Annotated in this window: 18 protein-coding genes, 1 tRNA gene and 2 pseudogenes; 18 read left to right on the plus strand and 3 right to left on the minus strand. The window is 71.2% G+C overall.

Features of this window, described 5'->3' with window-relative positions:
* Positions 1-284: 284 nt before the first annotated feature.
* The 7 genes from RI138_RS28805 to RI138_RS28835 all read left to right on the plus strand — a co-directional run bounded on the left by RI138_RS28805 (position 285) and on the right by RI138_RS28835 (position 7680).
* Positions 285-1538 carry an SCO3242 family prenyltransferase gene (locus RI138_RS28805; RefSeq protein WP_449343305.1) on the plus strand — a complete coding sequence of 418 codons (1254 nt, stop codon included), beginning with the start codon at positions 285-287 and terminating at the stop codon, positions 1536-1538.
* On the plus strand, positions 1535-2407 hold the full coding sequence (locus RI138_RS28810) for a sugar phosphate isomerase/epimerase family protein (protein WP_311122224.1): 873 nt from the start codon (positions 1535-1537) through the stop codon (positions 2405-2407). The genes RI138_RS28805 and RI138_RS28810 overlap by 4 nt, the downstream gene beginning before the upstream one ends.
* The gene (locus tag RI138_RS28815; RefSeq protein WP_311122225.1) at positions 2401-3054 is read left to right on the plus strand and encodes an EboA domain-containing protein; all 654 of its coding nucleotides are present in this window, start codon (positions 2401-2403) and stop codon (positions 3052-3054) included. Before RI138_RS28810 ends, RI138_RS28815 begins: the two co-directional genes overlap by 7 nt.
* Positions 3054-3911: a TatD family hydrolase gene (locus RI138_RS28820; protein WP_311122226.1), complete on the plus strand. Its 858-nt coding sequence runs from the start codon at positions 3054-3056 to the stop codon at positions 3909-3911. The genes RI138_RS28815 and RI138_RS28820 overlap by 1 nt, the downstream gene beginning before the upstream one ends.
* A gap of 6 nt (positions 3912-3917) precedes the next feature.
* Entirely contained in the window at positions 3918-5093 is a 1176-nt protein-coding gene (eboE, locus tag RI138_RS28825) for a metabolite traffic protein EboE (protein WP_311122227.1), read from the plus strand.
* Positions 5090-6511, plus strand: coding sequence for a nucleotide pyrophosphatase/phosphodiesterase family protein (locus RI138_RS28830; protein ID WP_311122228.1), 1422 nt, complete (start codon positions 5090-5092; stop codon positions 6509-6511). The genes eboE and RI138_RS28830 overlap by 4 nt, the downstream gene beginning before the upstream one ends.
* Positions 6512-6585: 74 nt before the next feature.
* On the plus strand, positions 6586-7680 hold the full coding sequence (locus RI138_RS28835; RefSeq protein ID WP_311122229.1) for a sugar phosphate isomerase/epimerase family protein: 1095 nt from the start codon (positions 6586-6588) through the stop codon (positions 7678-7680).
* An 80-nt stretch (positions 7681-7760) separates the two neighbouring features.
* On the opposite strand, the gene RI138_RS28840 is transcribed toward RI138_RS28835, so the two are convergent.
* Positions 7761-9065: a DUF2254 domain-containing protein gene (locus tag RI138_RS28840; protein WP_311122230.1), complete on the minus strand. Its 1305-nt coding sequence runs from the start codon at positions 9063-9065 to the stop codon at positions 7761-7763.
* A 173-nt stretch (positions 9066-9238) separates the two neighbouring features.
* Here RI138_RS28840 and RI138_RS28845 point away from each other — a divergent pair.
* Positions 9239-9326: transfer RNA gene (locus RI138_RS28845), tRNA-Leu, on the plus strand.
* An 88-nt stretch (positions 9327-9414) separates the two neighbouring features.
* Here the strand turns inward: RI138_RS28845 and RI138_RS28850 are convergent.
* Positions 9415-9537, minus strand: a complete 123-nt coding sequence (locus RI138_RS28850) for a hypothetical protein (RefSeq protein WP_311122231.1) — start codon at positions 9535-9537, stop codon at positions 9415-9417.
* Positions 9538-9818: 281 nt separating this feature from the next.
* Here RI138_RS28850 and RI138_RS28855 point away from each other — a divergent pair, with 281 nt between their 5' ends.
* The 3 genes from RI138_RS28855 to RI138_RS28865 all read left to right on the plus strand — a co-directional run bounded on the left by RI138_RS28855 (position 9819) and on the right by RI138_RS28865 (position 12216).
* Positions 9819-10583, plus strand: a complete 765-nt coding sequence (locus RI138_RS28855; RefSeq protein ID WP_311122232.1) for an SDR family oxidoreductase — start codon at positions 9819-9821, stop codon at positions 10581-10583.
* Positions 10584-10637: 54 nt separating this feature from the next.
* Positions 10638-10859, plus strand: coding sequence for a hypothetical protein (locus RI138_RS28860; protein WP_311122233.1), 222 nt, complete (start codon positions 10638-10640; stop codon positions 10857-10859).
* A gap of 172 nt (positions 10860-11031) precedes the next feature.
* On the plus strand, positions 11032-12216 hold the full coding sequence (locus RI138_RS28865) for a low temperature requirement protein A (RefSeq protein WP_311122234.1): 1185 nt from the start codon (positions 11032-11034) through the stop codon (positions 12214-12216).
* Positions 12217-12329: 113 nt separating this feature from the next.
* On the opposite strand, the pseudogene RI138_RS32555 reads toward RI138_RS28865, so the two are convergent.
* Positions 12330-12554 (minus strand): annotated as a pseudogene (locus RI138_RS32555) (transposase); the annotation flags it as partial.
* A gap of 178 nt (positions 12555-12732) precedes the next feature.
* On the opposite strand from RI138_RS32555, the pseudogene RI138_RS28875 reads away from it, so the two are divergent.
* The 7 genes and pseudogenes from RI138_RS28875 to RI138_RS28905 form a co-directional block, all read left to right on the plus strand.
* Positions 12733-12867, plus strand: a pseudogene (locus tag RI138_RS28875) (XRE family transcriptional regulator); the annotation flags it as partial.
* Between the two features lie 371 nt (positions 12868-13238).
* Complete coding sequence (locus RI138_RS28880; RefSeq protein WP_311122235.1) at positions 13239-14255, plus strand: LacI family DNA-binding transcriptional regulator; 1017 nt, start codon at positions 13239-13241, stop codon at positions 14253-14255.
* Positions 14252-15853 carry a sugar ABC transporter ATP-binding protein gene (locus RI138_RS28885; protein WP_311122236.1) on the plus strand — a complete coding sequence of 534 codons (1602 nt, stop codon included), beginning with the start codon at positions 14252-14254 and terminating at the stop codon, positions 15851-15853. Before RI138_RS28880 ends, RI138_RS28885 begins: the two co-directional genes overlap by 4 nt.
* Entirely contained in the window at positions 15843-17798 is a 1956-nt protein-coding gene (locus tag RI138_RS28890; RefSeq protein WP_311122237.1) for an ABC transporter permease/substrate-binding protein, read from the plus strand. Before RI138_RS28885 ends, RI138_RS28890 begins: the two co-directional genes overlap by 11 nt.
* A gap of 95 nt (positions 17799-17893) precedes the next feature.
* Positions 17894-18817: a ribokinase gene (locus tag RI138_RS28895; protein ID WP_311122238.1), complete on the plus strand. Its 924-nt coding sequence runs from the start codon at positions 17894-17896 to the stop codon at positions 18815-18817.
* Positions 18814-19203, plus strand: coding sequence for a D-ribose pyranase (gene rbsD / locus RI138_RS28900; protein ID WP_311122239.1), 390 nt, complete (start codon positions 18814-18816; stop codon positions 19201-19203). Before RI138_RS28895 ends, rbsD begins: the two co-directional genes overlap by 4 nt.
* 470 nt (positions 19204-19673) lie before the next feature.
* On the plus strand, positions 19674-21128 hold the full coding sequence (locus RI138_RS28905; RefSeq protein ID WP_311122240.1) for a hypothetical protein: 1455 nt from the start codon (positions 19674-19676) through the stop codon (positions 21126-21128).
* Positions 21129-21339 lie beyond the last annotated feature (211 nt).

A 21339-nucleotide genomic window follows, 5' to 3' on the forward strand; every position in this document is an offset into this window, starting at 1 on the left:
GGGGTAGCGATACGTCGGCGTCCCGGCATGGAAGCCGGGGCGGGGGCGGGGAAACGGCGGCCGCCCCGGGCGCGGAGCCGTGGGCCCGGGCAGGGGGCGGTGGCTCGGGCCCGGGCGCGACCTCGGGCCCGAGCCACCGCCCGGGCGGTACCGCGACCTCGGGCCCGTGGGCCGTGGGCCGGGGTGCCGCCGCGGTCCGGGGCTCGGGTGTACGCCCCGGAAGCGGCGCTCCCCGCGCAGCCGGTCGGGGAGCGTACCCGGCCCGGGCCCCGCGCCCCGCGCGTCTGCGGGCTTGGGCGGAACTGCTCCGTGTCTCCGCCCTGTTCTCCGCGCCCGGTGACGCGCTTGCCGGAGCGGCCGCGGTGGGCCGCCGGCCCGGCCGGGGCACCGCGCTCGCCATGGGCGCTTCGCTGTGCCTGTACGAGGCGGGGATGGCCCTCAACGACTGGGCCGACCGCGACGAGGACGCCGTCGACCGCCCGCACCGCCCGATCCCCTCGGGCCGCGTCAGCCCGGCCGCCGCACTGGGCGCGGCCGGAGTGCTGACAGCGGCGGGCCTGGCCCTGGCCGCACGGGCGGGCCGCCCCGCGCTGACCGTCGCCACCGGCCTGGCCGCCACGGTCTGGGCCTACGACCTCCACCTGAAGCACACGAAGGCGGGCCCTGCGGCGATGGCAGCGGCCCGCTCCCTGGACCTGCTGCTGGGTGCGACGGCCGCGGCGACGGGGGCTACCGGTGCGGCGGCATCCGGTCGGCGCGGTCGTCGGCCCGACAACGTTGCCGCGGCGGCGTCCTCGGTGGCGGGAACCTCTGTGGCGGCGGCCCCGGCGCCGGCGGCGGGAACCTCTGTGACGGCGGCCCCGGCGCCGGCGGCAGGTATTCCGGCACCGGTGCGTGGCGCCCTGTCCGCATCCCTGCTCGCTCTGCCCGCCCTGCCCTCCGCCCTGGCGCTCGGCGCGCACACCTACGGCGTCACCGCCGTGTCGCGCCACGAAGCGCAGGGCGGGTCGACCGGCGCACCGCTCGCGGTGCTGGCCACCACGACGGCACTCGCCGCGGCGGTGTTGCGAGAGCCCCTGGGACAGACGCTCGACCCACCCGGCACGAGTGCAACCACCGTCGAGGCAGGGACGACTGCTTCCTTCAGGCGGGCAACCGCTTCCTTCAGGCGGGCAACCTCCCCCAACACAAGGGCGTTCGCCCCCGGCACAAGGGCAACCTCACCCAACACAAGGACGCCATCCCCCGGAGCGAGGCACCACCGCCCAGGCCGACCCACCTGGTCCGCCGCCCCCCTCCGTCTCCTGGTCCCCGCGTTCACCGGGGTCTACCTCCGTACCGCCGGACCACCCCTCCTGCACGCCGCGCTCAACCCGTCCCCGCCCCTGACCCAGCGGGCGGTCGGCGGGGGCATCCGGGCCATGATCCCGCTCCAGGCCGCGCTCGCCGCCCGCGCCGGATCCCCGGTCACCGGTCTCGTCGTCATGGGGCTCGTCCCGCTCGCCCGCACCCTCGCCCGGAAGGTGAGCCTTACATGACCCTCCACCTCGGATACGGCACCAACGGGCTCACCGACCTCCGCCTCGACGACGCCCTCGGGCTCCTCGCCGACCTCGGCTACGAGGGCGTCGGGCTGACGCTCGACCACATGCACCTGGACCCCATGGCCCCGGACCTCGCCGAACGCACCCGGCAGGTCCGGCGCAGGCTCACCTCCCTCGGGCTGCGGGTCACCGTCGAGACCGGCGCCCGCTATGTCCTCGATCCTCGCCGCAAGCACGGTCCCTCCCTCCTCGACCCGGACCCCGACGCCCGGGCCGCCCGCACCGCGCTCCTCGTCCGCGCCTTCGACGTGGCAGCCGAACTCGGTGCGCACGCCGTCCACTGCTTCAGCGGCATCACCCCGCCGGACACCTCGACGGACACCGCCTGGAAACGCCTGACCGAAACGGTCACCCCCGTTCTCGAAGCCGCCGACCGGTCCGGCGTCCCCCTCGCGATCGAACCGGAACCCGGTCACCTCCTCGCCACCCTGGCCGACTTCCACCACCTCCGGGCTCTCCTCGGAAACCCGGGGCCCCTCGGCCTCACGCTCGACATCGGTCACTGCCAGTGCCTGGAGGAGGCGACCCCCGTGCAGTGCATCAGGGACTCCGCCCCCTGGCTCCGGCACGTCCAGATCGAGGACATGCGGCACGGGGTCCACGAGCACCTTCCGTTCGGTGACGGGGAGATCGACTTCCCGCCCGTGCTCGCCGCTCTCGCCGCGTCCGACTACCGGGGCCTCACCGTCGTCGAACTGCCCCGTCACTCGCACGCGGGCCCCGAACTTGCCCGCACGTCCTTCGACTTCCTGCGCAACGCCATGGCGGGCGACGCCGCAACCAAGGGAGCCGCCCCGTGCTGAAGTCCCGCGAGGAACTCGACACCGAACTGGACGACACCGCCCGTACCTGGCTCGCGGAGGCCCTCACCGAAACCGCCCCCAGCACCCGCACCCCCTCTCCCTACGCCACGTCCTCCTCCACCACTCCTTCCCTCTCCTCCGCCCCCTCTTCATGGGAGCTGCGCTACGCCGCGGCGGGCCGCCACTGCGGACCGGAGCACGCCGACTCCGTACGCTCCCTTCTCCTCGTCGAGGCCCGCGCCTCGCTGCGGGACGTCGCCCGGCTCTACGAACAGGGCACCGCCGCCGAACGCCGCGCCGTCCTGCTCACCCTGCACCTCCTGGACCTCGGCGACACCGCCCTCCCGCTCGTCGACGACGCCCTGCGCACCAACGACACCCGGCTGATCGCCGCGGCGGTCGGCCCCTACGCCGCCGCCCACCTGGACCCGCACGCCTGGCGGCACGCCGTGCTGAAGTGCCTGTTCACCGGGGTGCCGGTGGAGGCCGTCGCCCGGCTCGGCGAACGCGCCCATGGGGACGCCGAACTCGCCCGCATGCTCCGTGACTTCGCCGCCGAACGCACCGCCGCAGGCCGCACGGTCCCGGAAGACCTGCGCACCGTCCTCGCCCTCACTACCCCCGCCGCCCCCACGGAGGAGTCCTGATGCGCATCTTCGACCCCCACATCCACATGACGTCCCGGACCACGGACGACTATCAGGCGATGCACGACGCGGGCGTCCGCGCCCTCGTCGAACCCTCCTTCTGGCTCGGCCAGCCCCGCACCTCACCCGCCAGCTTCTTCGACTACTTCGACGCGCTGCTCGGCTGGGAACCCTTCCGCGCCTCCCAATACGGCATCGCGCACCACTGCACGCTCGCCCTCAACCCCAAGGAGGCGAACGACCCCCGCTGCACCCCCGTCCTGGACGCCCTGCCCCGCTACCTCGTCAAGGACTCCGTCGTCGCCGTCGGCGAGATCGGCTACGACTCGATGACCCCGGCCGAGGACCACGCCCTCGCCGCCCAGCTCCAGCTCGCCGCCGACCACGGGCTGCCCGCCCTCGTCCACACCCCGCACCGCGACAAGCTCGCCGGCCTGCACCGCACGCTCGACGTCATCCGCGAATCGCACCTCCCCCCGGAGCACGTCCTGCTCGACCACCTCAATGAGACAACCGTAAAGGCCGCCACTGACAGTGGGTGCTGGGCCGGGTTCTCCATCTACCCGGACACCAAGATGGACGAGGACCGGATGGTCACCATCCTCCGGAACCACGGCACCGAGAAGATCCTCGTCAACTCCGCCGCCGATTGGGGGAAGAGCGACCCGCTCAAGACCCGCAAGGTCGCCGACGCCATGCTGAAGGCCGGGTTCACCGAGGACGACGTCGACCAGGTCCTGTGGCGCAACCCCGTCGCCTTCTACGGACGAAGCGGCCGCCTCCAGCTCGACACCGCCGCGCCCGACCAGCGCCGACCGCTCCACGAGGGCAACTCCATTCTGCGCGGCGGGGAGTGAGAGGCGATGCGCTTCCGCCACCCGGACGGCTCCACCGTCCACCTCGCCTACTGCACCAACGTCCACCCCGCCGAAACCCTGGACGGCGTCCGCGCCCAGCTCCGCGACCACTGCGAACCGGTCCGCCGCCTCCTCGGCCGGGACCGGCTCGGCATCGGCCTCTGGCTCGCCCGGGACGCGGCCCGCGCGCTCGTCAACGACCCTGCCGAGCTCCGCGCGCTGCGCGCCGAACTCGACAGCCGCGGCCTCGAAGTCGTCACCCTCAACGGCTTCCCCTACGAGGGATTCGGTGCCGACGAGGTCAAGTACCGGGTCTACCGGCCGGACTGGACCGAACCCGAACGCCTCGCCCACACCACCGACCTCGCCCGCCTCCTCGCCGCCCTCCTCCCCGACGACGCCACCGAGGGCACCATCTCCACCCTGCCCCTCGCCTGGCGCACCCCCTACGGCGAAGACCCCGAGGCCGCCCGTACCGCGCGTGCCGCCCTCGCCACCCTCGCCCAGCGCCTTGACGCGCTGGCCGAACTGACCGGGAAGTCCATCCGGATCGGCCTCGAACCGGAACCGGGCTGCACGGTGGAGACCACCGCCGACGCCATCGCCCCGCTCACCGCCGTGGCCCACGACCGCATCGGCATCTGCGTCGACACCTGCCACCTCGCCACCTCCTTCGAGGACCCCGACACCGCGCTCGGCGCACTCACCGCCGCCGGCATCCGGGTCGTCAAGTCCCAGCTCTCCGCCGCCCTGCACGCCGAACGCCCCCACCTGCCGGAGGTCCGCACCGCGCTCGCAGCCTTCGCCGAACCGCGCTTCCTGCACCAGACCCGTACCAGCACCGCGGCCGGGCTGCGCGGCACCGACGACCTCGACGAGGCGATCGGCGGCCGGGCGCTCCCCGACAGCACGCCCTGGCGCGCCCACTTCCACGTACCGCTGCACGCGCCGCCCGCGCCCCCGCTCACCTCCACCCTGCCCGTGCTGCGCGCCGCGCTCGCCCGCCTCGTCGGCGGACCGGTGCCGCTGACGAGACACCTGGAGGTGGAGACGTACACCTGGCAGGCGCTGCCCGTCGAACTGCGGCCCCGCACACGCACCCAGCTCGCCGAAGGCATCGCCGCCGAACTCACCCTCGCCCGCGACCTCCTGGTCGACCACGGCCTCAAGGAGCTGCCATGACCACGGACAGCACGGACCGCCCACCCCGGGCGGGCGGCGAGAGCCGCCCCACTCCCCTCCTCGTCCTCGACGTCGTCGGCCTCACCCCGCAGCTCCTGGCCCATATGCCGAACCTCCGGGCCATGGGGGAGCGGGGCACCAAGGCCCCGCTTGCCACCGTCCTGCCCGCCGTCACCTGCGCCGCCCAGTCGACGTTCCTCACCGGCACCATGCCCGCCGAACACGGCATCGTCGCCAACGGCTGGTACTTCCGCGAGCTCGGCGACGTCCTGCTGTGGCGCCAGCACAACGGGCTCGTCGAGGGCGACAAAATCTGGGACGCGGCCCGCCGCACCCACCCCGGCTACACCGTCGCCAACATCTGCTGGTGGTACGCGATGGGCGCCGACACCGACTGGACGGTCACCCCGCGCCCCGTCTACTACGCCGACGGCCGCAAGGAACCCGACTGCTACACGCGGCCCCCCGCCCTGCACGACGAACTCACGGACAAGCTCGGCACGTTCCCCCTCTTCCACTTCTGGGGACCCGGTGCCGACCTCGTCTCCTCCCAGTGGATCATCGACGCCACCCGGCACATCATCGCCACCCGCACCCCCGACCTCGCCCTCTGCTATGTGCCCCACCTCGACTACGACCTCCAGCGCTACGGCCCCGACGACCCGCGCGCCCACCGGGCCGCCGCCGACCTCGACCGGGCCATGGCCCCGCTGCTGGCCGACGCCCGTGCCGAAGGCCGTACCGTCGTGGCGCTCTCCGAATACGGCATCACCCGCGTGAGCCGCCCCGTCGACATCAATCGGGCGCTGCGCCGGGCGGGCCTGCTGGAGGTGCACACGCAGGACGGCATGGAGTACCTCGACCCGATGGCCTCCCGGGCCTTCGCCGTCGCCGACCACCAGCTGGCCCACATCTACGTACGGCGCCCCGAGGACCTGGAGGCGACCCGGGCCGCCCTCGCGGACCTGCCCGGCATCGAGCAGCTGCTCGACGACGAGGGCAAGAAGGCGCACCAACTGGACCACCCCCGCTCCGGCGAACTGGTCGCCGTGGCGGAGAAGGACGCGTGGTTCACGTACTACTACTGGCTCGACGACGCACGGGCTCCCGACTTCGCCCAGCTCGTAGAGATCCACCGCAAGCCCGGCTACGACCCCGTCGAGCTCTTCATGGACCCCGAGGACCCATACGTCCGGGTCAAGGCCGTCTCGGCGGTCGCCCGCAAGAAGCTCGGCCTGCGCTACCGCATGGCGGTCGTCCCCCTGGACCCCTCACCTGTTCGGGGCAGCCACGGCCGCCTCCCCGCGAACGACGACGAAGGTCCGCTCATCCTGTGCTCCACCCCCCACGCGTTCACCGACCGGGTCAGGGCCATCGAAGTGAAGTCCCTGCTCCTCCAGCTTGCCGGACTGCACTGACAACCACCCGGCACCGCACCTCGTACCCCACCAGTCACCCCATCCGACAGGTCACTCAAGGGAGTCACGCGAACATGAGCCGCACCTCCAAGGACACCGAACTCGCCCGCAGACTGAGCCGCCGCAACGTCCTCGGCGTCGCCGCCGGAGCCACCGCCGCCACGATCATCGGCACCGCGAGCGCCCAGGCCGCAGGCCGGGAGAGGGGCCCGGGCAACGGCCACGGCCACGGCCACGGCAAGGGAGACGACCAAGGTCACGGCAAGGGGAAGGGCAAGCCCGTACTGCCCCCGGGCCGCCTCGGTATCCAGCTCTACAGTCTGCGCGACCAGATCTCCACGCTCGGCTTCGCACCGGTCTTCGCCGAGCTGGAGAAGTACGGCTACGACGAGATCGAACTCGCGGGCTACACCCAGGGCTCGGCAGGCCCCATCACCCTGGCCCAGCTCAAGCGGCTGGCCCGGGACCACGGCCTCCACCCGATCGGCAGCCACGTCGGCTACTACGACGACGGGAACCCCGGCGCCTACACCTTCGCCCAGAACCTGGAAAGGGTGCTCGACGACGCCCAGGCCCTCGGACTCAAGCACATCGGGACGCCCTCCGGCCCCTTCCGCTACGGCTCCACGGTGGACGGCTGGAAGCGGGCGGCCGAGGACTTCAACATCTACGGGGCGGCCGCCCGCAAGCGCGGCATGAAGTTCTACCAGCACAACCATGCCGAGGAGTTCTCCTTCGCGACCGACAAGCCGCGCGTGCGCCTCTACGACGTGCTGCTCGCCGAGACCGACCCGGACCTGGTCCACCTGGAGATGGACATCTACTGGGCCTACTGCGCCCAGTTCCGCTTCAGCAAGCGTGCGGACGGGACCCCGGCCCCGCTCGACCCCCTGAAGTACGTACTGAAGCACCCGGACCGCTACCCGCTGTTCCACGTCAAGGACGGGGTCCGTGACGACTCGACCCGCGACGGGTACCGCATGTCCGACGTCGGCGACGGGGACATCGACTACAAGACGTTCCTGTCCAAGGTCACCAACCGGACCCACCGAGGCCGCTCCTACCACCACTGGCAGGCCGAGCACGACAACCCGGTCGACTCGCTCGCCTTCGCCCGCAAGTCGAGCGAGCACCTGCACTCCCTGCGCGAGGGCCGCTGCGGCGACTGACGAGCGAGGGGCCGGGACCGCCGGAGGCCTCCGGCGGTCCCGGCCCCCACCCTCCCTGCCCCTCGTGCCGTGACGTGCTCCTACCCGATGCCCTGCCGGTCCGGAAGAAGGGCGAACTCCCGGTCGGCGGTCACCGGTACCGTGCGCTCCACGGTCTGCACGAGCAGGGCTCGGTGCCTGATCAGCGGCTTCTTCCGCTCCTCGGGGGCGAGCAGGAGCAGATCGTCCAGCCCCGCAACGAGTCGGCGCATCACCTGGGGGCTGCCGGCCACACACCAGCGGATCTCCTCGAAGGCGAGGTCGACCAGGTCCTCCCAGCCCGGACCGTCCTGCACCAGCCGCACCCGCCCGGCCCGGTCCCGGTGGTGGACCGTACCGAGCGGCAGTCGCACCACCGCCGCAAGGATCTGCACGCTCCGGTCCAGGCACTGGACGGCGGTGGTCGGGTCGTTCACCGCCGGCGACAGGCCCCGCAACGCGATGTCGGTGAGCTGGCGCAGTCCGAACGCCAGGTCCTGGTGCAGGGTGCGCTCCACCGAGACGGAGACCGCGTGCCGCAACCGGTTCCGCGGCGGTACGGTCCCGCCGTGGACGGCGAGCACCGGCGTCCCCGGCACCACGAAGTCCCCGATGCGAGGGATCAGCCGCAGGACGACGTCCTGCCGCCGGGCGGCCCGCACCAAACGCGCCGTGTTCACGTCCCGCAGCACCCCGGCGCGCCCCTCGTGCATCACCCGCGCGGTCTCCGGACCCAGCTCATCAGCCCCCTGCGGCCCCCTCGGCATCCTGCCCAGGACCCGGAACGAGTCGCGCGCGATCCTGTCGACGACCGGCCCGACCTGCATCAGCCGCAGCGTCGCGCTCACATAGATGACGAACAGCAGCAGGCTCATCCCCAGCAGCAGCAGGATGAGGAGGCTCTGCACCAGGGGGACCGAGACCACCCGCCGGGGGTCGGTCTCGCTCTCGTACGAGGACAGGACCAGCAGCGAGAACAGGAACGTCGCAAGGAAGACCGTCAGCGTCAGCTTGCTGATCCGGCTCCTGACGAAGATCCGCACCACGCGGGGCGTGAGCTGTCCGCTGGCCATCTGCACCGCGACCAGCGAGATGCTGAAGACGACACCGATGAACGTCATCATGGCCGAGCTGATCGTGGTGACGATCGTCTTCGCGTCCTGCGAGAACGAGATCAGCTCGGCGAGCTCGTCGTACGCCTCCTCCCGCTGGAACAGGGAGACGATCTCGTCATCCACCTCGGTTGCGCCCAGCCACAGCACGAACACACAGACGAACCCCATGGTCGGGGCGAACCAGAACGTGTCGCGCAGGTGCTCGCGCAGAGGGGACAGCGGACGGGGCGGGCGGTAGCCGCGATCAGTCATGGACGCGAAGGTAGCCCCGCGACCTCCCCAGACCGTGGAGGCGCCGACCACCGGCCCGCCGCACCGCACTGACCACCGGGTATGCCACGGATATGCAGGTGAAACGCGCTCCGAACCCCTGGTATTGTTTTCCATGTCGCCGCGGGGAACACACCGCGAACGACAGACACCTTGTCCGGGTGGCGGAATGGCAGACGCGCTAGCTTGAGGTGCTAGTGCCCTTTATCGGGCGTGGGGGTTCAAGTCCCCCCTCGGACACCAGCTGAAACCCCTGTTGATCAGGGGTTTTTTGCTTTTCCAGGCTCTGGCGTGACCAGCCACGTGATCAACAGCCGAGAGGTTCCCCAGGTCAGACCAGGGATGACAGGCCGAGTCGGCCCGCCCCGGAGGCGGCGAGCTTCCGGAGACGGCAGGTGTTGCCCTCTCCGACCACGACCCGGCCCAGTTCGATGGCCCCTGCGTTCCACTTCACGAGGGACCATTCATACCCAGGGCTTCACCGCGCCGGACACGGGTCGGCTGGGGGTCGCGGGGGTTGCCATCGCGGACGTACCAGGCTGCCGGGGTCCTGGCGGAGCCAGGAGCGAACCCCGCGGTCCGCCTGAAACGAGATCACCGGACTCTACGAAACTCGGGGCAGCCCAGCTAAAGATGCGCGCGGTTTGCTGCGGTGTTTTCGTTGAGCATGGCATGGCCCCGGTGTTCGTCGGGGGAGCCCTGCCCTTCCCGTTCGGCACAACGCAGGAGGCATCCATGGCCAATACCCCGGACAAGACGCTCAACGGCAAGGTCGCCTTCGTCGGTGGCGCGTCCCGCAACCTCGGCGGACTGATCAGTACCACCCTCGGCGCGGAGGGCGCCCGGGTCGCGGTGCACTACAACAGCGACTCCTCCCGGGCCAAGGCCGAGGATGTCGTCGCACAAATCAACGAGGGGCCGGGCCAGGCGTTCGCGATTCAGGGTGATCTGACGAAGGTCGCCGAAGTGGAGCGGGTCCTCGACGAGGTCGTGAAACGGTTCGGAAAGCTCGACTACAGCATCAACACCGCTGGCATGGTACTGAAGAAGCCGCTGACCGAGATCACGGAGGAGGAGTACGACCGCATGTTCGCGGTCAACTCCAAGGCCGCGTTCTTCGTGATGCGTGAGGCCGCCCGGCGGATCGAGGACGGCGGGAAGATCATTACCATCGTCACGTCGCTGCTCGCCGCGTACACAGGCCTGTACTCGTCGTACGCGGGCAGCAAGGCGCCGGTCGAGCACTTCACTCGCGCCCTGTCGAAGGAGTTGTTCGGCCGGAACGTCTCGGTCAACGCCATCGCTCCGGGACCGATGGACACGGCGTTCTTCTATCCCGCCGAGGATGACGACTCCGTCGCCTACCACAAGTCCTCCGCGATGAACGGCGACCTCACCAAGATCGAGGACATCGTGCCGTGGGTGCGGCACTTGCTGACCGAGGGCTGGTGGGCCAACGGCCAGACACTCTTCCTCAACGGCGGCTACACCACCCGCTGACCGGCACCAGTCCGGCGGGGGCGCCGTGCTGTCCGGCCACCGCCCTCACGTCCGATGCTTGCGGAGGCTTCCCAGGCCTTCCAGTTCCCGGCCCCCGTCGTGGCCGCGTTCGTCGCCGCGGTCAACGCCGGCGACAAGGCCGCGTTCCCCGCCGACCTCGCGCTGGACGCCAACATGTCCGACGACGAGACAGGCCAAGGCACCAACGGCTGGACCGAAAGGGAGGTCTTCTCCTCGGGACGGCCGTATGGGCATGGAGAGCCTGTCTCCCGATAAGGCGCTCCCCGGTGGTCACCAACAGGTCCACCTGGGAAAGCATGCGTACCCGGTCGGGCCTTCACCACCACCGTCGGCAGGACCAACCCGCTTCGAGACCGGTCAAGCCTGAATCGGACCACCCCCGCCGACGCCACCATGCTCCTCACCGCACCGCAGGGATCACACGCCCATGAGCCAGACACCTTTCATCGCCGACGCCTGGTACCGGCCGATGATCGCCCGCCCGCGGGACGAGAAGCACCGCAGCGCGACCGCCCTGGAACTCTTCTTCGACCTGTGCTTCGTCGCCGCCGTGGCCCAGGCGGCCGTGGCGTTCGAGCACGAACTGGCCGAAGGGCACATCGGCCACGGCATCCTCGGCTACGCCCTGGTGTTCTTCGCGATTTGGTGGGCCTGGATGAACTTCACCTGGTTCGCCTCCGCCTACGACAACGATGACGTCCCCTACCGCCTCCTCACCCTGGTCCAGATCACCGGCGCTCTGATCATGGCCGCCGGTGCGGCCGAAGCCCTCCAGCACCAGGACTTCACCGTCATTACGTGGGGCTATGTCGTCATGCGCCTTGCGATGGTCACCCAGTGGCTGCGCGCAGCGCGTTCCGACCCCGACCGCCGTACCACCTGCCTGCGCTACGCGGCCGGAATCCTCGTGGTCCAGGCTGGCTGGGTCGGACGTCTGTTCCTTCCCGGCGACGGGGGCCTTGCCGTGTTCGCGGTCCTGGCCCTGGCCGAACTCGCCGTCCCCGCCTGGGCCGAGCGGGCCGCCATCACCACGTGGCATCCGCACCACATCGCGGAACGCTACGGCCTGTTCACCATCATCGTCCTCGGCGAGTCGATTACCGCGGCCACGGTTGCCGTCCGAACCGCCCTCGACGGAGACGCCGCGCTCAGCGACATCGCCACCCTCGTCGTCGGCGGCATTCTCACCGTCTTCGCCCTGTGGTGGTACTACTTCGCCCAGGACGCGCCCCGAAGGCTCACCAGCCTGCGGTCCGCCCTGATGTGGGGCTACGGCCACTACGTCGTCTTCGCCTCCGCCGCAGCCGTCGGCGCAGGACTCGCACTCAACGTCGCCCACACCACCGGCCACGGCCACCTCACCGACCACACTGCCGCAGCTGCCTACACCATCCCCGTCGCCGTCTACATCACCGTCGTCTGGCTCCTGCACCACCGGGCTTCCGAGGTACGCAACACGAACGACATCATCCACCCCGGCGCCGTCCTCGCGATCCTGGCCGCGACCTTCTCACCCACCCCTGTGCTCGTCACCGGAATCCTCGCGACAGTCCTCATCGCCGCAACCCTCGTCGTGGGGGCACGCGCCGCTGCCGCGACTCGTCACGCCTGAGACGAACCCACCGGCTGACGCCCCGCGATTCCCCCCTGCGGAGTGTGGTGCTCCGCACGAGACCGCGCGACCCTCCCTGCGGGCATCGGTGTCACGGCAAGGCGTCGATCACGACTCCCCGACCGGAGCTTGGGGATCGCGAGGTCCAGGTCGTCGGCCTGAGTGGTCAGCCTCTTGTCCCGGTGGCCATTGCGTAACGCGGTCCGGGTGGCGGTGCGTTCGTTCCACTCCGCGCCGATCCTCGCAGTGGCCTCGGCCTCGATCAGTTCCCGGAGCATCCGCTCGGCCACCCCGCGGACGAGTTCGAGCCCGTCCGCCGGATTCGGTGACCCCACCAACGTCGGCGTGCTGCTGCCAGTGGACGGGCCTTCCGACTGCTTGACGCCGCCAGATGTCGGCGAAGGCATCGACGAGGGCATCAGGCCGGCAGCGGCGTCGGGTGGTCGGCCGCGCTGGCCGAGGCCCGCAAGAGCACCCGGCTGTTGGAGCAAGAGAACGAAATCATGAGGCAGTCCCGGCCGACGCATGGCAGGCAAGTGGGTCGGGTTCGCGAAGGACTTCGACGTGAACACCGGACCCTGGGAGCTTCGCCTGCTCGACCGCTCCACGGGACGGGCCGGCGTCGAAAGGTACTCGGCTTCCCCAGAGTGAGCGGAAGCCACGTGGCCAACGCATGGCCAGCAGCGGTCTGAAACCGCCCGAAACGGCGGGAGGGGAGAGTTCAAGTCCCCCTCGGACACCACTGAAGACCCCAGGTCAGCCGAGGTCTCCTGCGTTTCCCCCACCTCTGGCGCAAGCCACCTCTGACGCAAGCCACCCCTGGCGCGAGCCGCCCCCGACGCGCGAGCCGCCACTGGTGTGACCGCGCCCCTGTCACGATCCGGTCTCGGACGCGAGGTGGGGTCTTGCTTTCGGCCATGTAATCGATTCCAATCATCCGTGTAATCGATTCCATGGCGTCGCGCGACCGGGCTGCCCAGGGGATTCGAGGTGTACGGAAACCACAAGGAGGTGGTCCGGACATGGCGAGCATCAAGGATGTCGCGGCCGAGGCGGGCGTGTCCGTCGCCACGGTCTCGCGGGTGCTGAACAGCCATCCGTCCGTCAGTGCGGAGGCGCGCACCCGCGTTCTCGCCGCCGTGGAGGAGCTCGGCTACCGGCCCAACGCGGTGGCCCGCTCACTGCGCACGGCCCAGACCCGCACCCTCGGTCTGGTCATCAGCGACGTGCTCAACCCGTACTTCACCGAGCTGGCCCGCTTCGTCGAGGAGGAGGCCCGCGCGCTCGGCTACAGCGTGATCATCGGCAACGCCGACGAGCGGCCCGAACTCCAGGACCACCACATCCGCACGCTCATCGACCGCAGGATCGACGGGCTCCTCGTCTCGCCCGCCGACGGCGGCTCCCCGCTGATGGGGGAGGTGGCCCTGAGCGGTACGCCGATGGTCTTCGTGGACCGCTGGATTCCCGGCATCGACGTCCCCGTCGTCCGGGCCGACGGTAGGGGCGCGGTCAAGGACCTGGTCGCCCATCTGCACGGTTTCGGTCACCGGAGGCTCGCGATCATCGCCGGGCCGGCGGCCACCACCACCGGCAACGAGCGCGTCGAGGCCTTCCGGGACGCCATGCGGGCGCTGGGGCTCGCGCTGCCCGACGCCTATATCGGACAGGGCGACTTCCAGGCGGCCAGCGGGCGCCGCGCCACCGAACGCTTCCTGGCCCTGCCCGAGCCGCCCGAGGTCGTGTTCGCCGCCGACAACCTGATGGCGCTCGGCGCGCTGGACGCGATCCGGGCGCGGGGGCTGCGGGTCCCCGACGACATCGCGCTCGCCGCCTTCGACGACATCCCGTGGTTCGTCCACACCGATCCGCCGATCACCGCCATCGCCCAGCCGACCGCGGACCTGGCACGGGCCGCCGTACGCGCGCTGGCCGACCTGATCGAAGGGCGGACCCCGCAGTCCGTCACCCTGCCCGCCCGCCTCGTCGTACGCCGCTCGTGCGGCGGGGCCGCACCGAACCAGAGGAGCGACCGGTGACCGCACCGGACAAGCAACTGGTGGCCGCACCAGACGAGTTGCTGCGCATCGAGGGTCTGCGCAAGACCTTCCCCGGCGTGGTGGCGCTCGACAGCGTCGACTTCGACCTCCGCAGGGGCGAGGTCCACGTCCTGCTCGGCGAGAACGGCGCGGGCAAGAGCACCCTCATCAAGATGCTCTCCGGCGCCTACCGTCCCGACCGCGGCCGCATCCTGGCCGAGGGCCGCGAGGTGCGCATCGCCGGCGCGCAGGACGCCGAACGGCTCGGTATCGCCACCATCTACCAGGAATTCAACCTCGTCCCCGACCTCACCGTCGCCGAGAACATCTTCCTGGGCCGCCAGCCGCGCCGCTTCGGCCTCGTCGACCACCGGCGGATGCGCCAGGACGCGGCAGAGCTGCTGCGCCGGGTCGGCGTCGACGTCAAGCCCGATGCCAAGGTCCGCGAACTGGGCATCGCCCGGCTCCAGATGGTCGAGATCGCCAAGGCGCTGAGCCTGGACGCACGTGTCCTCATCATGGACGAACCGACCGCAGTGCTCACCTCCGAGGAGGTCGACAAGCTGTTCGCGATCGTGCGCCAACTGCGCGAGGACGGCGTCGGGATCGTCTTCATCACCCACCACCTGGAAGAGATCGCCGCGCTCGGCGACCGTGTCACCGTCCTCCGCGACGGCCGCAGCATCGACCAGGTCCCGGCGTCGACCCCCGAGGACGAACTCGTCCAGCTCATGGTCGGCCGCAGCATCGAGCAGCAGTACCCGCGTGAACGCCCCGACACGGGTGAGGTGTTGCTCTCCGTGCGGGGACTGACCCGGGACGGCGTCTTCCACGACGTCAGCTTCGATGTGCACGCCGGGGAGGTCGTCGGCCTCGCCGGACTCGTCGGGGCCGGACGTACGGAGGTGGCGCGCGCCGTCTTCGGTGCCGACCCGTACGACGCGGGCACCGTCGACGTACGCGGCGAGCGCCTCGCCCGGCATGACGTTCCCGCCGCGATGGGCGCCGGGATAGGCCTCGTACCGGAGGACCGCAAGGGCCAGGGCCTGGTCCTCGACGCCTCAGTGCAGGAGAACCTGGGTTTGGTCACCCTGCGTTCCGCGAGCCGCTCCGGGCTGGTGGACCTCAAGGGCCAGCGCACCGCCGCCGCCCGCATCGCCCAGCAGCTCGGTGTCCGCATGTCCGGGCTCGGGCAGCACGTACGCACCCTGTCCGGCGGCAACCAGCAGAAGGTCGTGATCGGCAAGTGGCTGCTGGCCGACACCCGGGTGCTCATCCTCGACGAGCCGACCCGGGGCATCGACGTCGGTGCCAAGGTCGAGATCTACCAGCTCATCAACGAGCTCACCGCCTCCGGGCACGCCGTCCTGATGATCTCCAGCGACCTGCCCGAGGTCCTCGGCATGAGCGACCGGGTCCTCGTCATGGCCCAGGGACGGATCGCCGGTGAGCTCCCGGTGGCGGAGGCGACCCAGGACGCCGTGATGGCCCTCGCGGTCGGTCCCGGCCCCGCCGACGCTCCGACCCCTGCCGACAGCCCCGCCCCCACCGAACACCCCGCAACGAAGCAGGAGAAGGAGGGCCCCCGTGGCCACTGATACCGTCAAGAGTGACACGGGCGCGGGCGGAGTCTCCGTGATACGCCGCGTCCTGCTCGACAACGGCGCGCTGAGCGCCCTGGTCGTCCTGGTGGTGGCGATGTCGCTGCTCTCCGGCGACTTCCTGACCACCCAGAACCTGCTGAACGTCGGCGTCCAGGCGGCCGTCACCGCCATCCTCGCGTTCGGCGTCACCTTCGTCATCGTCTCGGCGGGCATCGACCTGTCCGTCGGCTCGGTGGCCGCCCTCTCCGCGACGGTCCTCGCCTGGTCGGCCACTTCCGCCGGAGTGCCGGTGGTCCTCGCGGTCGTGCTCGCGATCGTCACCGGCATCGCCTGCGGCTTCGTGAACGGCGCCCTCGTCTCGTACGGCAAACTCCCGCCGTTCATCGCGACGTTGGCGATGCTCTCGATCGCCCGCGGTCTGTCTCTCGTCATCTCGCAGGGCAGCCCGATCGCCTTCCCCGAGTCGGTCTCGCGGCTCGGCGACACGCTCGGCGGCTGGCTCCCGGTACCGGTCCTCGTGATGATCGCGATGGGCCTGATCACCGCCCTGATCCTCGGTCGCACCTTCATCGGCCGCTCGATGTACGCCATCGGCGGCAACGAGGAAGCGGCCCGGCTCTCCGGGCTCCGCGTCAAGCGCCAGAAGATCGTCATCTACGCCCTGTCCGGCCTGTTCGCCGCCGTCGCGGGCATCGTCCTGGCCTCCCGCCTCGTCTCCGCCCAGCCGCAGGCCGCCCAGGGATACGAACTCGACGCCATCGCCGCGGTCGTCATCGGCGGCGCCAGCCTGGCCGGTGGCGTCGGCAAGGCGTCCGGCACCCTGATCGGCGCGCTCATCCTCGCCGTGCTCCGCAACGGCCTCAACCTCCTCTCCGTATCGGCGTTCTGGCAGCAGGTCGTCATCGGCGTCGTCATCGCACTGGCCGTCCTTCTCGACACGCTGCGGCGCAAGTCCGGTTCGGGAGCGGCCACCTCGGCCGGGACGGCCCCGGGCGCACCCGGCTCCGGCCGGAGGAACGCCCTCAAGCTCACGGGCGCGGCCCTCTGCGCGGCGATCGTCATCGGAGCGGTCTCCCTCTTCAACTCCGGTTCGTCCGGAGGTGCGACGAGGGTCGGCATGTCCCTCTCCACCCTCAACAACCCCTTCTTCGTGCAGATGCGGGAGGGCGCGGAGGCGGAGGCGAAGAAGGCGGGCATCGACCTCACCGTCACCGACGCCCAGAACGACGCTTCCCAGCAGGCCAACCAGCTCCAGAACTTCACGAGTGCGGGTGTCTCCTCGATCATCGTCAACCCGGTGGACTCCGACGCCGTCGGGCCGGGCGTACGCAGCGCGAACAAGGCCGGCATCCCGGTGATCGCCGCCGACCGGGGCGTCAACAAGGCGGACGCCGCAACCCTCGTCGCCTCGGACAACGTGGCGGGCGGCAAGCTCGCCGCCGACGCGCTGGCCGACAAGCTCGGCGGCAAGGGCAGCATCGTCATCCTCCAGGGCACGGCGGGCACCTCCGCCAGCCGTGAGCGCGGGGCCGGGTTCGCCGAGGGCCTCAAGGCGTACCCGGGCATCAAGGTGGTCGCCAAGCAGCCCGCGGACTTCGACCGCACCAAGGGCCTGGACGTCATGACGAACCTCATCCAGTCGCACCCCGGCGTCACCGGCGTCTTCGCCGAGAACGACGAGATGGCCCTCGGCGCGGCCAAGGCCCTCGGCGGCAAGGCCGGAAAGTCCGTGTCCGTCGTCGGCTTCGACGGAACCCCGGACGGCCTGAAGGCGGTCGAGGCGGGCACGCTCTACGCGTCCGTGGCGCAGCAACCCGCCGAACTGGGCAAGATCGCGGTGCGCAACGCCGTCAAGGCCGCCAAGGACGAGGAGGTCGAGACCATGGTGAAGGTGCCGGTCAAGGTCGTCACCCGGGAGAACGTCGCCGACTTCTCCTGAACCGGTCCGTGAGCCGGTTCGTGAACCGGCCCATTGACACCGGTTGCCCCGGTGGTCCCGGCTAACCCGGAACGACGAAAGCAGGAAGCACGCACATGCACGACAACGCCCCTGACGACCGGTACGACCTGCTGGTCGTCGGGTCGGCCAACGCCGACCTGGTGATCGGCGTCGAGCGCCGCCCCGCGCCCGGCGAGACGGTGCTCGGCTCCGACCTGGCCGTCCACCCCGGCGGCAAGGGCGCCAACCAGGCCGTCGCCGCAGCCCGGTTGGGAGCCCGTACGGCGCTCCTGGCCCGGGTGGGCGACGACGGCCACGGCCGCCTTCTCCTGGAGACGCAGCGCACCGCGGGCGTCGACACGGGCGGCGTCCTGGTCGGCGGGGCCCCGACCGGGGTCGCCCTGATCACCGTCGACCCCTCGGGCGACAACAGCATCGTGGTCTCCCCGGGGGCCAACGGACGCCTGACTCCCGAGGACGTCCGGGCGGCGGCCCCGCTGCTGGCGGCCGCCCGGGTCATCTCCGTACAGCTGGAGATCCCTCTCGACACCGTGGCCGAGACGGTACGCGGCCTGGGACCGGACACCCGGTTCGTCCTCAATCCGTCCCCGCCCGCCCCGTTGCCCGAGGAGGTGTTCGCTGCCTGCGATCCGCTGGTGGTCAACGAGCACGAGGCGCGGTACATCCTGGGCGCGGCAGCGGGGGAGACCCCGCAGGACTGGGTTCCGGCGCTGATTGCGCTGGGCCCGCGCTCGGTGGTGATCACGCTCGGCGCGGAAGGTGCCCTGGTGGCCGACAGCCGTACGGACTCCCTGGACCACCTGGTCAGCCCGAAGGTCGAGGCCGTCGACACGACGGGGGCCGGGGACGCGTTCACGGCGGCCCTGGCCTGGCGGCTGGGCCGCGGCGACGACCTGCGGCAGGCGGCGGCCTTCGCGGTGCGCGTGGGTGCGGCGGCGGTCACGGGCCGGGGTGCGCAGGAGTCGTTCCCGACGCTGGAGGAGGTCGACGCGCTGTGAAGAAGTCGGGCATCCTCAACCGACACCTGGCCGGTGCCATCGCCGAACTCGGCCACAGCGACGGCGTGTTGATCTGCGACGTGGGCATGCCGATCCCGCCGGGACCACGGGTGGTCGACCTGGCCTTCCGGGCCGGGACCCCGTCGTTCGCGGAGGTGCTGGACGGCCTGCTCGACGAGCTGGCCGTGGAGGGTGCGACGGCAGCCCAGGAGATCCGCGACGCCAACCCGGAGGCCGCGACCCTGCTGGACGACCACTTCCCTTGGCTGGAACTGCTCCCGCACGACGAACTGAAGACGCTCACGGCGACGGCCCGCCTGGTCGTGCGTACGGGGGAGGCGCGGCCGTACGCGAATGTGCTGCTGAGGTGCGGGGTCTTCTTCTGAGTCCCCGAGGCGATGGCTGACCCCCTGAGGCGACGACGGTACGAGGTCGGGCCGCCCCCCCTCCCGCTGGGGAGCGGCCCGTCCTCCGCCATGCGTTCCCTTCCCTGCTCGGTGGCGGTCTCGGGGCTGGTCCGTCCGGCGAGCGTCAACTCCTGGATGCGGCCGAAGGGCACGTGGCGGTCGGGCAGTCCGCGCAGGCAGGCCGTGAGGGTGGGGCTGTCGGCGATCACACGGGAGAACTCCCGCCCCGCGCAACCGACGGTCGGGTCCCGTGTGGCCCGACGGTGTGATCGTCCGGTCCGTCGAGTGGGCCACGCCCGCCGGCAACTGCCCCCGGGTGAGGTGCGAGGGCGGCTCCGGCTCCGGTCACGAAAAACTCTCTGGCGGATCACGGTGACCGGAGCTAGGCTTCCCGCGATGACTCACTCCATGAACAGATTGGGGGACCCGTCCGCGCAAGGTGAGTGCTGATGCACCATCACATCGCGAATCGGGATTCCCGACCGACCCATACCTCCTTCTGGCCGCGCGTACGCGAGTTCGCCGTGCCGGCCGCCATGATCGAGACGGCGACCGCCCGCCGACAGGCGGGGGACTGGGCCGGGGCATGCGCTGCCGCCGGCGTCGACGTCGATCTCCAGCTCCGTTCCGTGGCGCGCAGCCACGGAACGGCGTTCGCCGCCCGCATCCGGGCCGACCTGCGCCATCTGGCTCCCGACCTGCTGCGCTGGCATCTGCCGAGAATCGCTCCGCACGGGCTGCTGCGCCCGGGGCTGACGATCGCACTGGCCCGCTACGGCGGTCCGGAGCCAGACGGGCCGCCGGACCCGCTGTACCTCGTTGTCCGGACCCCGCCCGCCTGGGCGGACGCCGGACAGCGGGTCAGCCTCACCCTGTGGGACGGGTCGCACGCCGAACCGGGTGCCCGCCGCCATCCCCACCCCCATCCGAACCGCCGCTTCCGGCTCGATCTGCACCGCCACCTGTGGGATGCGCGCAGGGTCGACGAGCTGCGGATGCGCTCCGGAGCTGACCGGCCAACAGCCTCTGTCCGTAAGGCTGTTGATCCGCATCTGCTGGTCGCCTTGCCGCCGGATCGTCCGTACGCCGTCGACCGCTGGGCAGCGGAGGCGGCGATCCTGCTCCGTGCCGAGGGGCAGGGACCCGGAGGGGCGGTGAGCGTACGGCTGGGAGGCCGCCGCCGGATTCTCGTGTACGTGGAGGAAGGCGAGGACGACTGCGGGACGCCTCCCGTCGTGCGGGTTGCGGTGGGGGCCAAGGATGCGCATACGGCTGCCACATCGCCGGTGCTGCCGGATGCGGCGACCTGGGTGCTGCCGGACCTCGACCTGATCCGTAGCGGTTCGATCGAGGCCGGTCAGCTGCACCCGCTGGTCGCTCGCGCCCTCGTACCGGACCTTGCGCCGACGGCCCCGGACCCGGCATCGGTATCGGCATCGGTCCGCTCGCGGACCGCTGAGCGGGCCGGGCAGTCGCGCATCGTGGAGTGCCGGGGAGCCCGGCACCGCATCGGGCTGGTCGACGGGGCTCTCGCCGCACTGGACCACGACCCGGCCGAGATCCGCCGCGAGGAGCTGCTGGTCGCCCTGACCGGTACGCCGCTTCCCTGCCTCCAGGCCATCGACCGGGCCCACCGGCGTCCGGACTGCCTGACCGGTGTGCGCGAACGTCTCGACCACGGAGACATCGCCGGTGCGCTGGCCGTCGTCGAGGGCCTGCTCGGTCCTGATGCGGTGCTGCGCAAGGGGCCTCTGCGGGACGAACTGGAGGCCGCCGCGCAACGGCGGATCACCTACGGCCTGTTCCGGGCGGACCTGCTCGGTCCCGGTCCCGCCCGCTATCGCCCGGACCGTCGCCGTCCCGGTGACCGGCGTCCGCGACCGCGCCGTACCGCCGTGGGATGACAACTGCCCCGGGGCCCGGGGCCTCGGAGCTTCGGTCCGTGCCGTCGTGCGCAAGCCCATGCATGCATGGACCCGCACATAGACCCGTGCGCAACCCCGCACAGAAGCCCATACGCAAACCCCGCACCCTCGCCCGCATGTGCGCTCGTACTCCCGCCCGTACCCACGCCCGCACACATTCCAGCTCATTCGTCCTCTCACTCGATCTCAG

This window comes from Streptomyces durocortorensis, assembly GCF_031760065.1.
In the GTDB taxonomy this organism is placed as follows: Bacteria; Actinomycetota; Actinomycetes; order Streptomycetales; family Streptomycetaceae; genus Streptomyces.

Excerpts from the sequence above, each read along its gene's own strand:
- RI138_RS28830 (WP_311122228.1), top strand. The coding sequence starts at position 5,090 with ATGACCACGGACAGCACGGACCGCCCACCCCGGGCGGGCGGCGAGAGC.
- RI138_RS28840 (WP_311122230.1), bottom strand. The coding sequence starts at position 9,065 with ATGACTGATCGCGGCTACCGCCCGCCCCGTCCGCTGTCCCCTCTGCGC.
- RI138_RS28855 (WP_311122232.1), top strand. The coding sequence starts at position 9,819 with ATGGCCAATACCCCGGACAAGACGCTCAACGGCAAGGTCGCCTTCGTC.
- RI138_RS28860 (WP_311122233.1), top strand. The coding sequence starts at position 10,638 with ATGCTTGCGGAGGCTTCCCAGGCCTTCCAGTTCCCGGCCCCCGTCGTG.
- RI138_RS28880 (WP_311122235.1), top strand. The coding sequence starts at position 13,239 with ATGGCGAGCATCAAGGATGTCGCGGCCGAGGCGGGCGTGTCCGTCGCC.
- RI138_RS28905 (WP_311122240.1), top strand. The coding sequence starts at position 19,674 with ATGCACCATCACATCGCGAATCGGGATTCCCGACCGACCCATACCTCC.
- RI138_RS28820 (WP_311122226.1), top strand. The coding sequence starts at position 3,054 with ATGCGCATCTTCGACCCCCACATCCACATGACGTCCCGGACCACGGAC.
- RI138_RS28865 (WP_311122234.1), top strand. The coding sequence starts at position 11,032 with ATGAGCCAGACACCTTTCATCGCCGACGCCTGGTACCGGCCGATGATC.
- RI138_RS28895 (WP_311122238.1), top strand. The coding sequence starts at position 17,894 with ATGCACGACAACGCCCCTGACGACCGGTACGACCTGCTGGTCGTCGGG.
- RI138_RS28835 (WP_311122229.1), top strand. The coding sequence starts at position 6,586 with ATGAGCCGCACCTCCAAGGACACCGAACTCGCCCGCAGACTGAGCCGC.
- eboE (WP_311122227.1), top strand. The coding sequence starts at position 3,918 with ATGCGCTTCCGCCACCCGGACGGCTCCACCGTCCACCTCGCCTACTGC.
- RI138_RS28810 (WP_311122224.1), top strand. The coding sequence starts at position 1,535 with ATGACCCTCCACCTCGGATACGGCACCAACGGGCTCACCGACCTCCGC.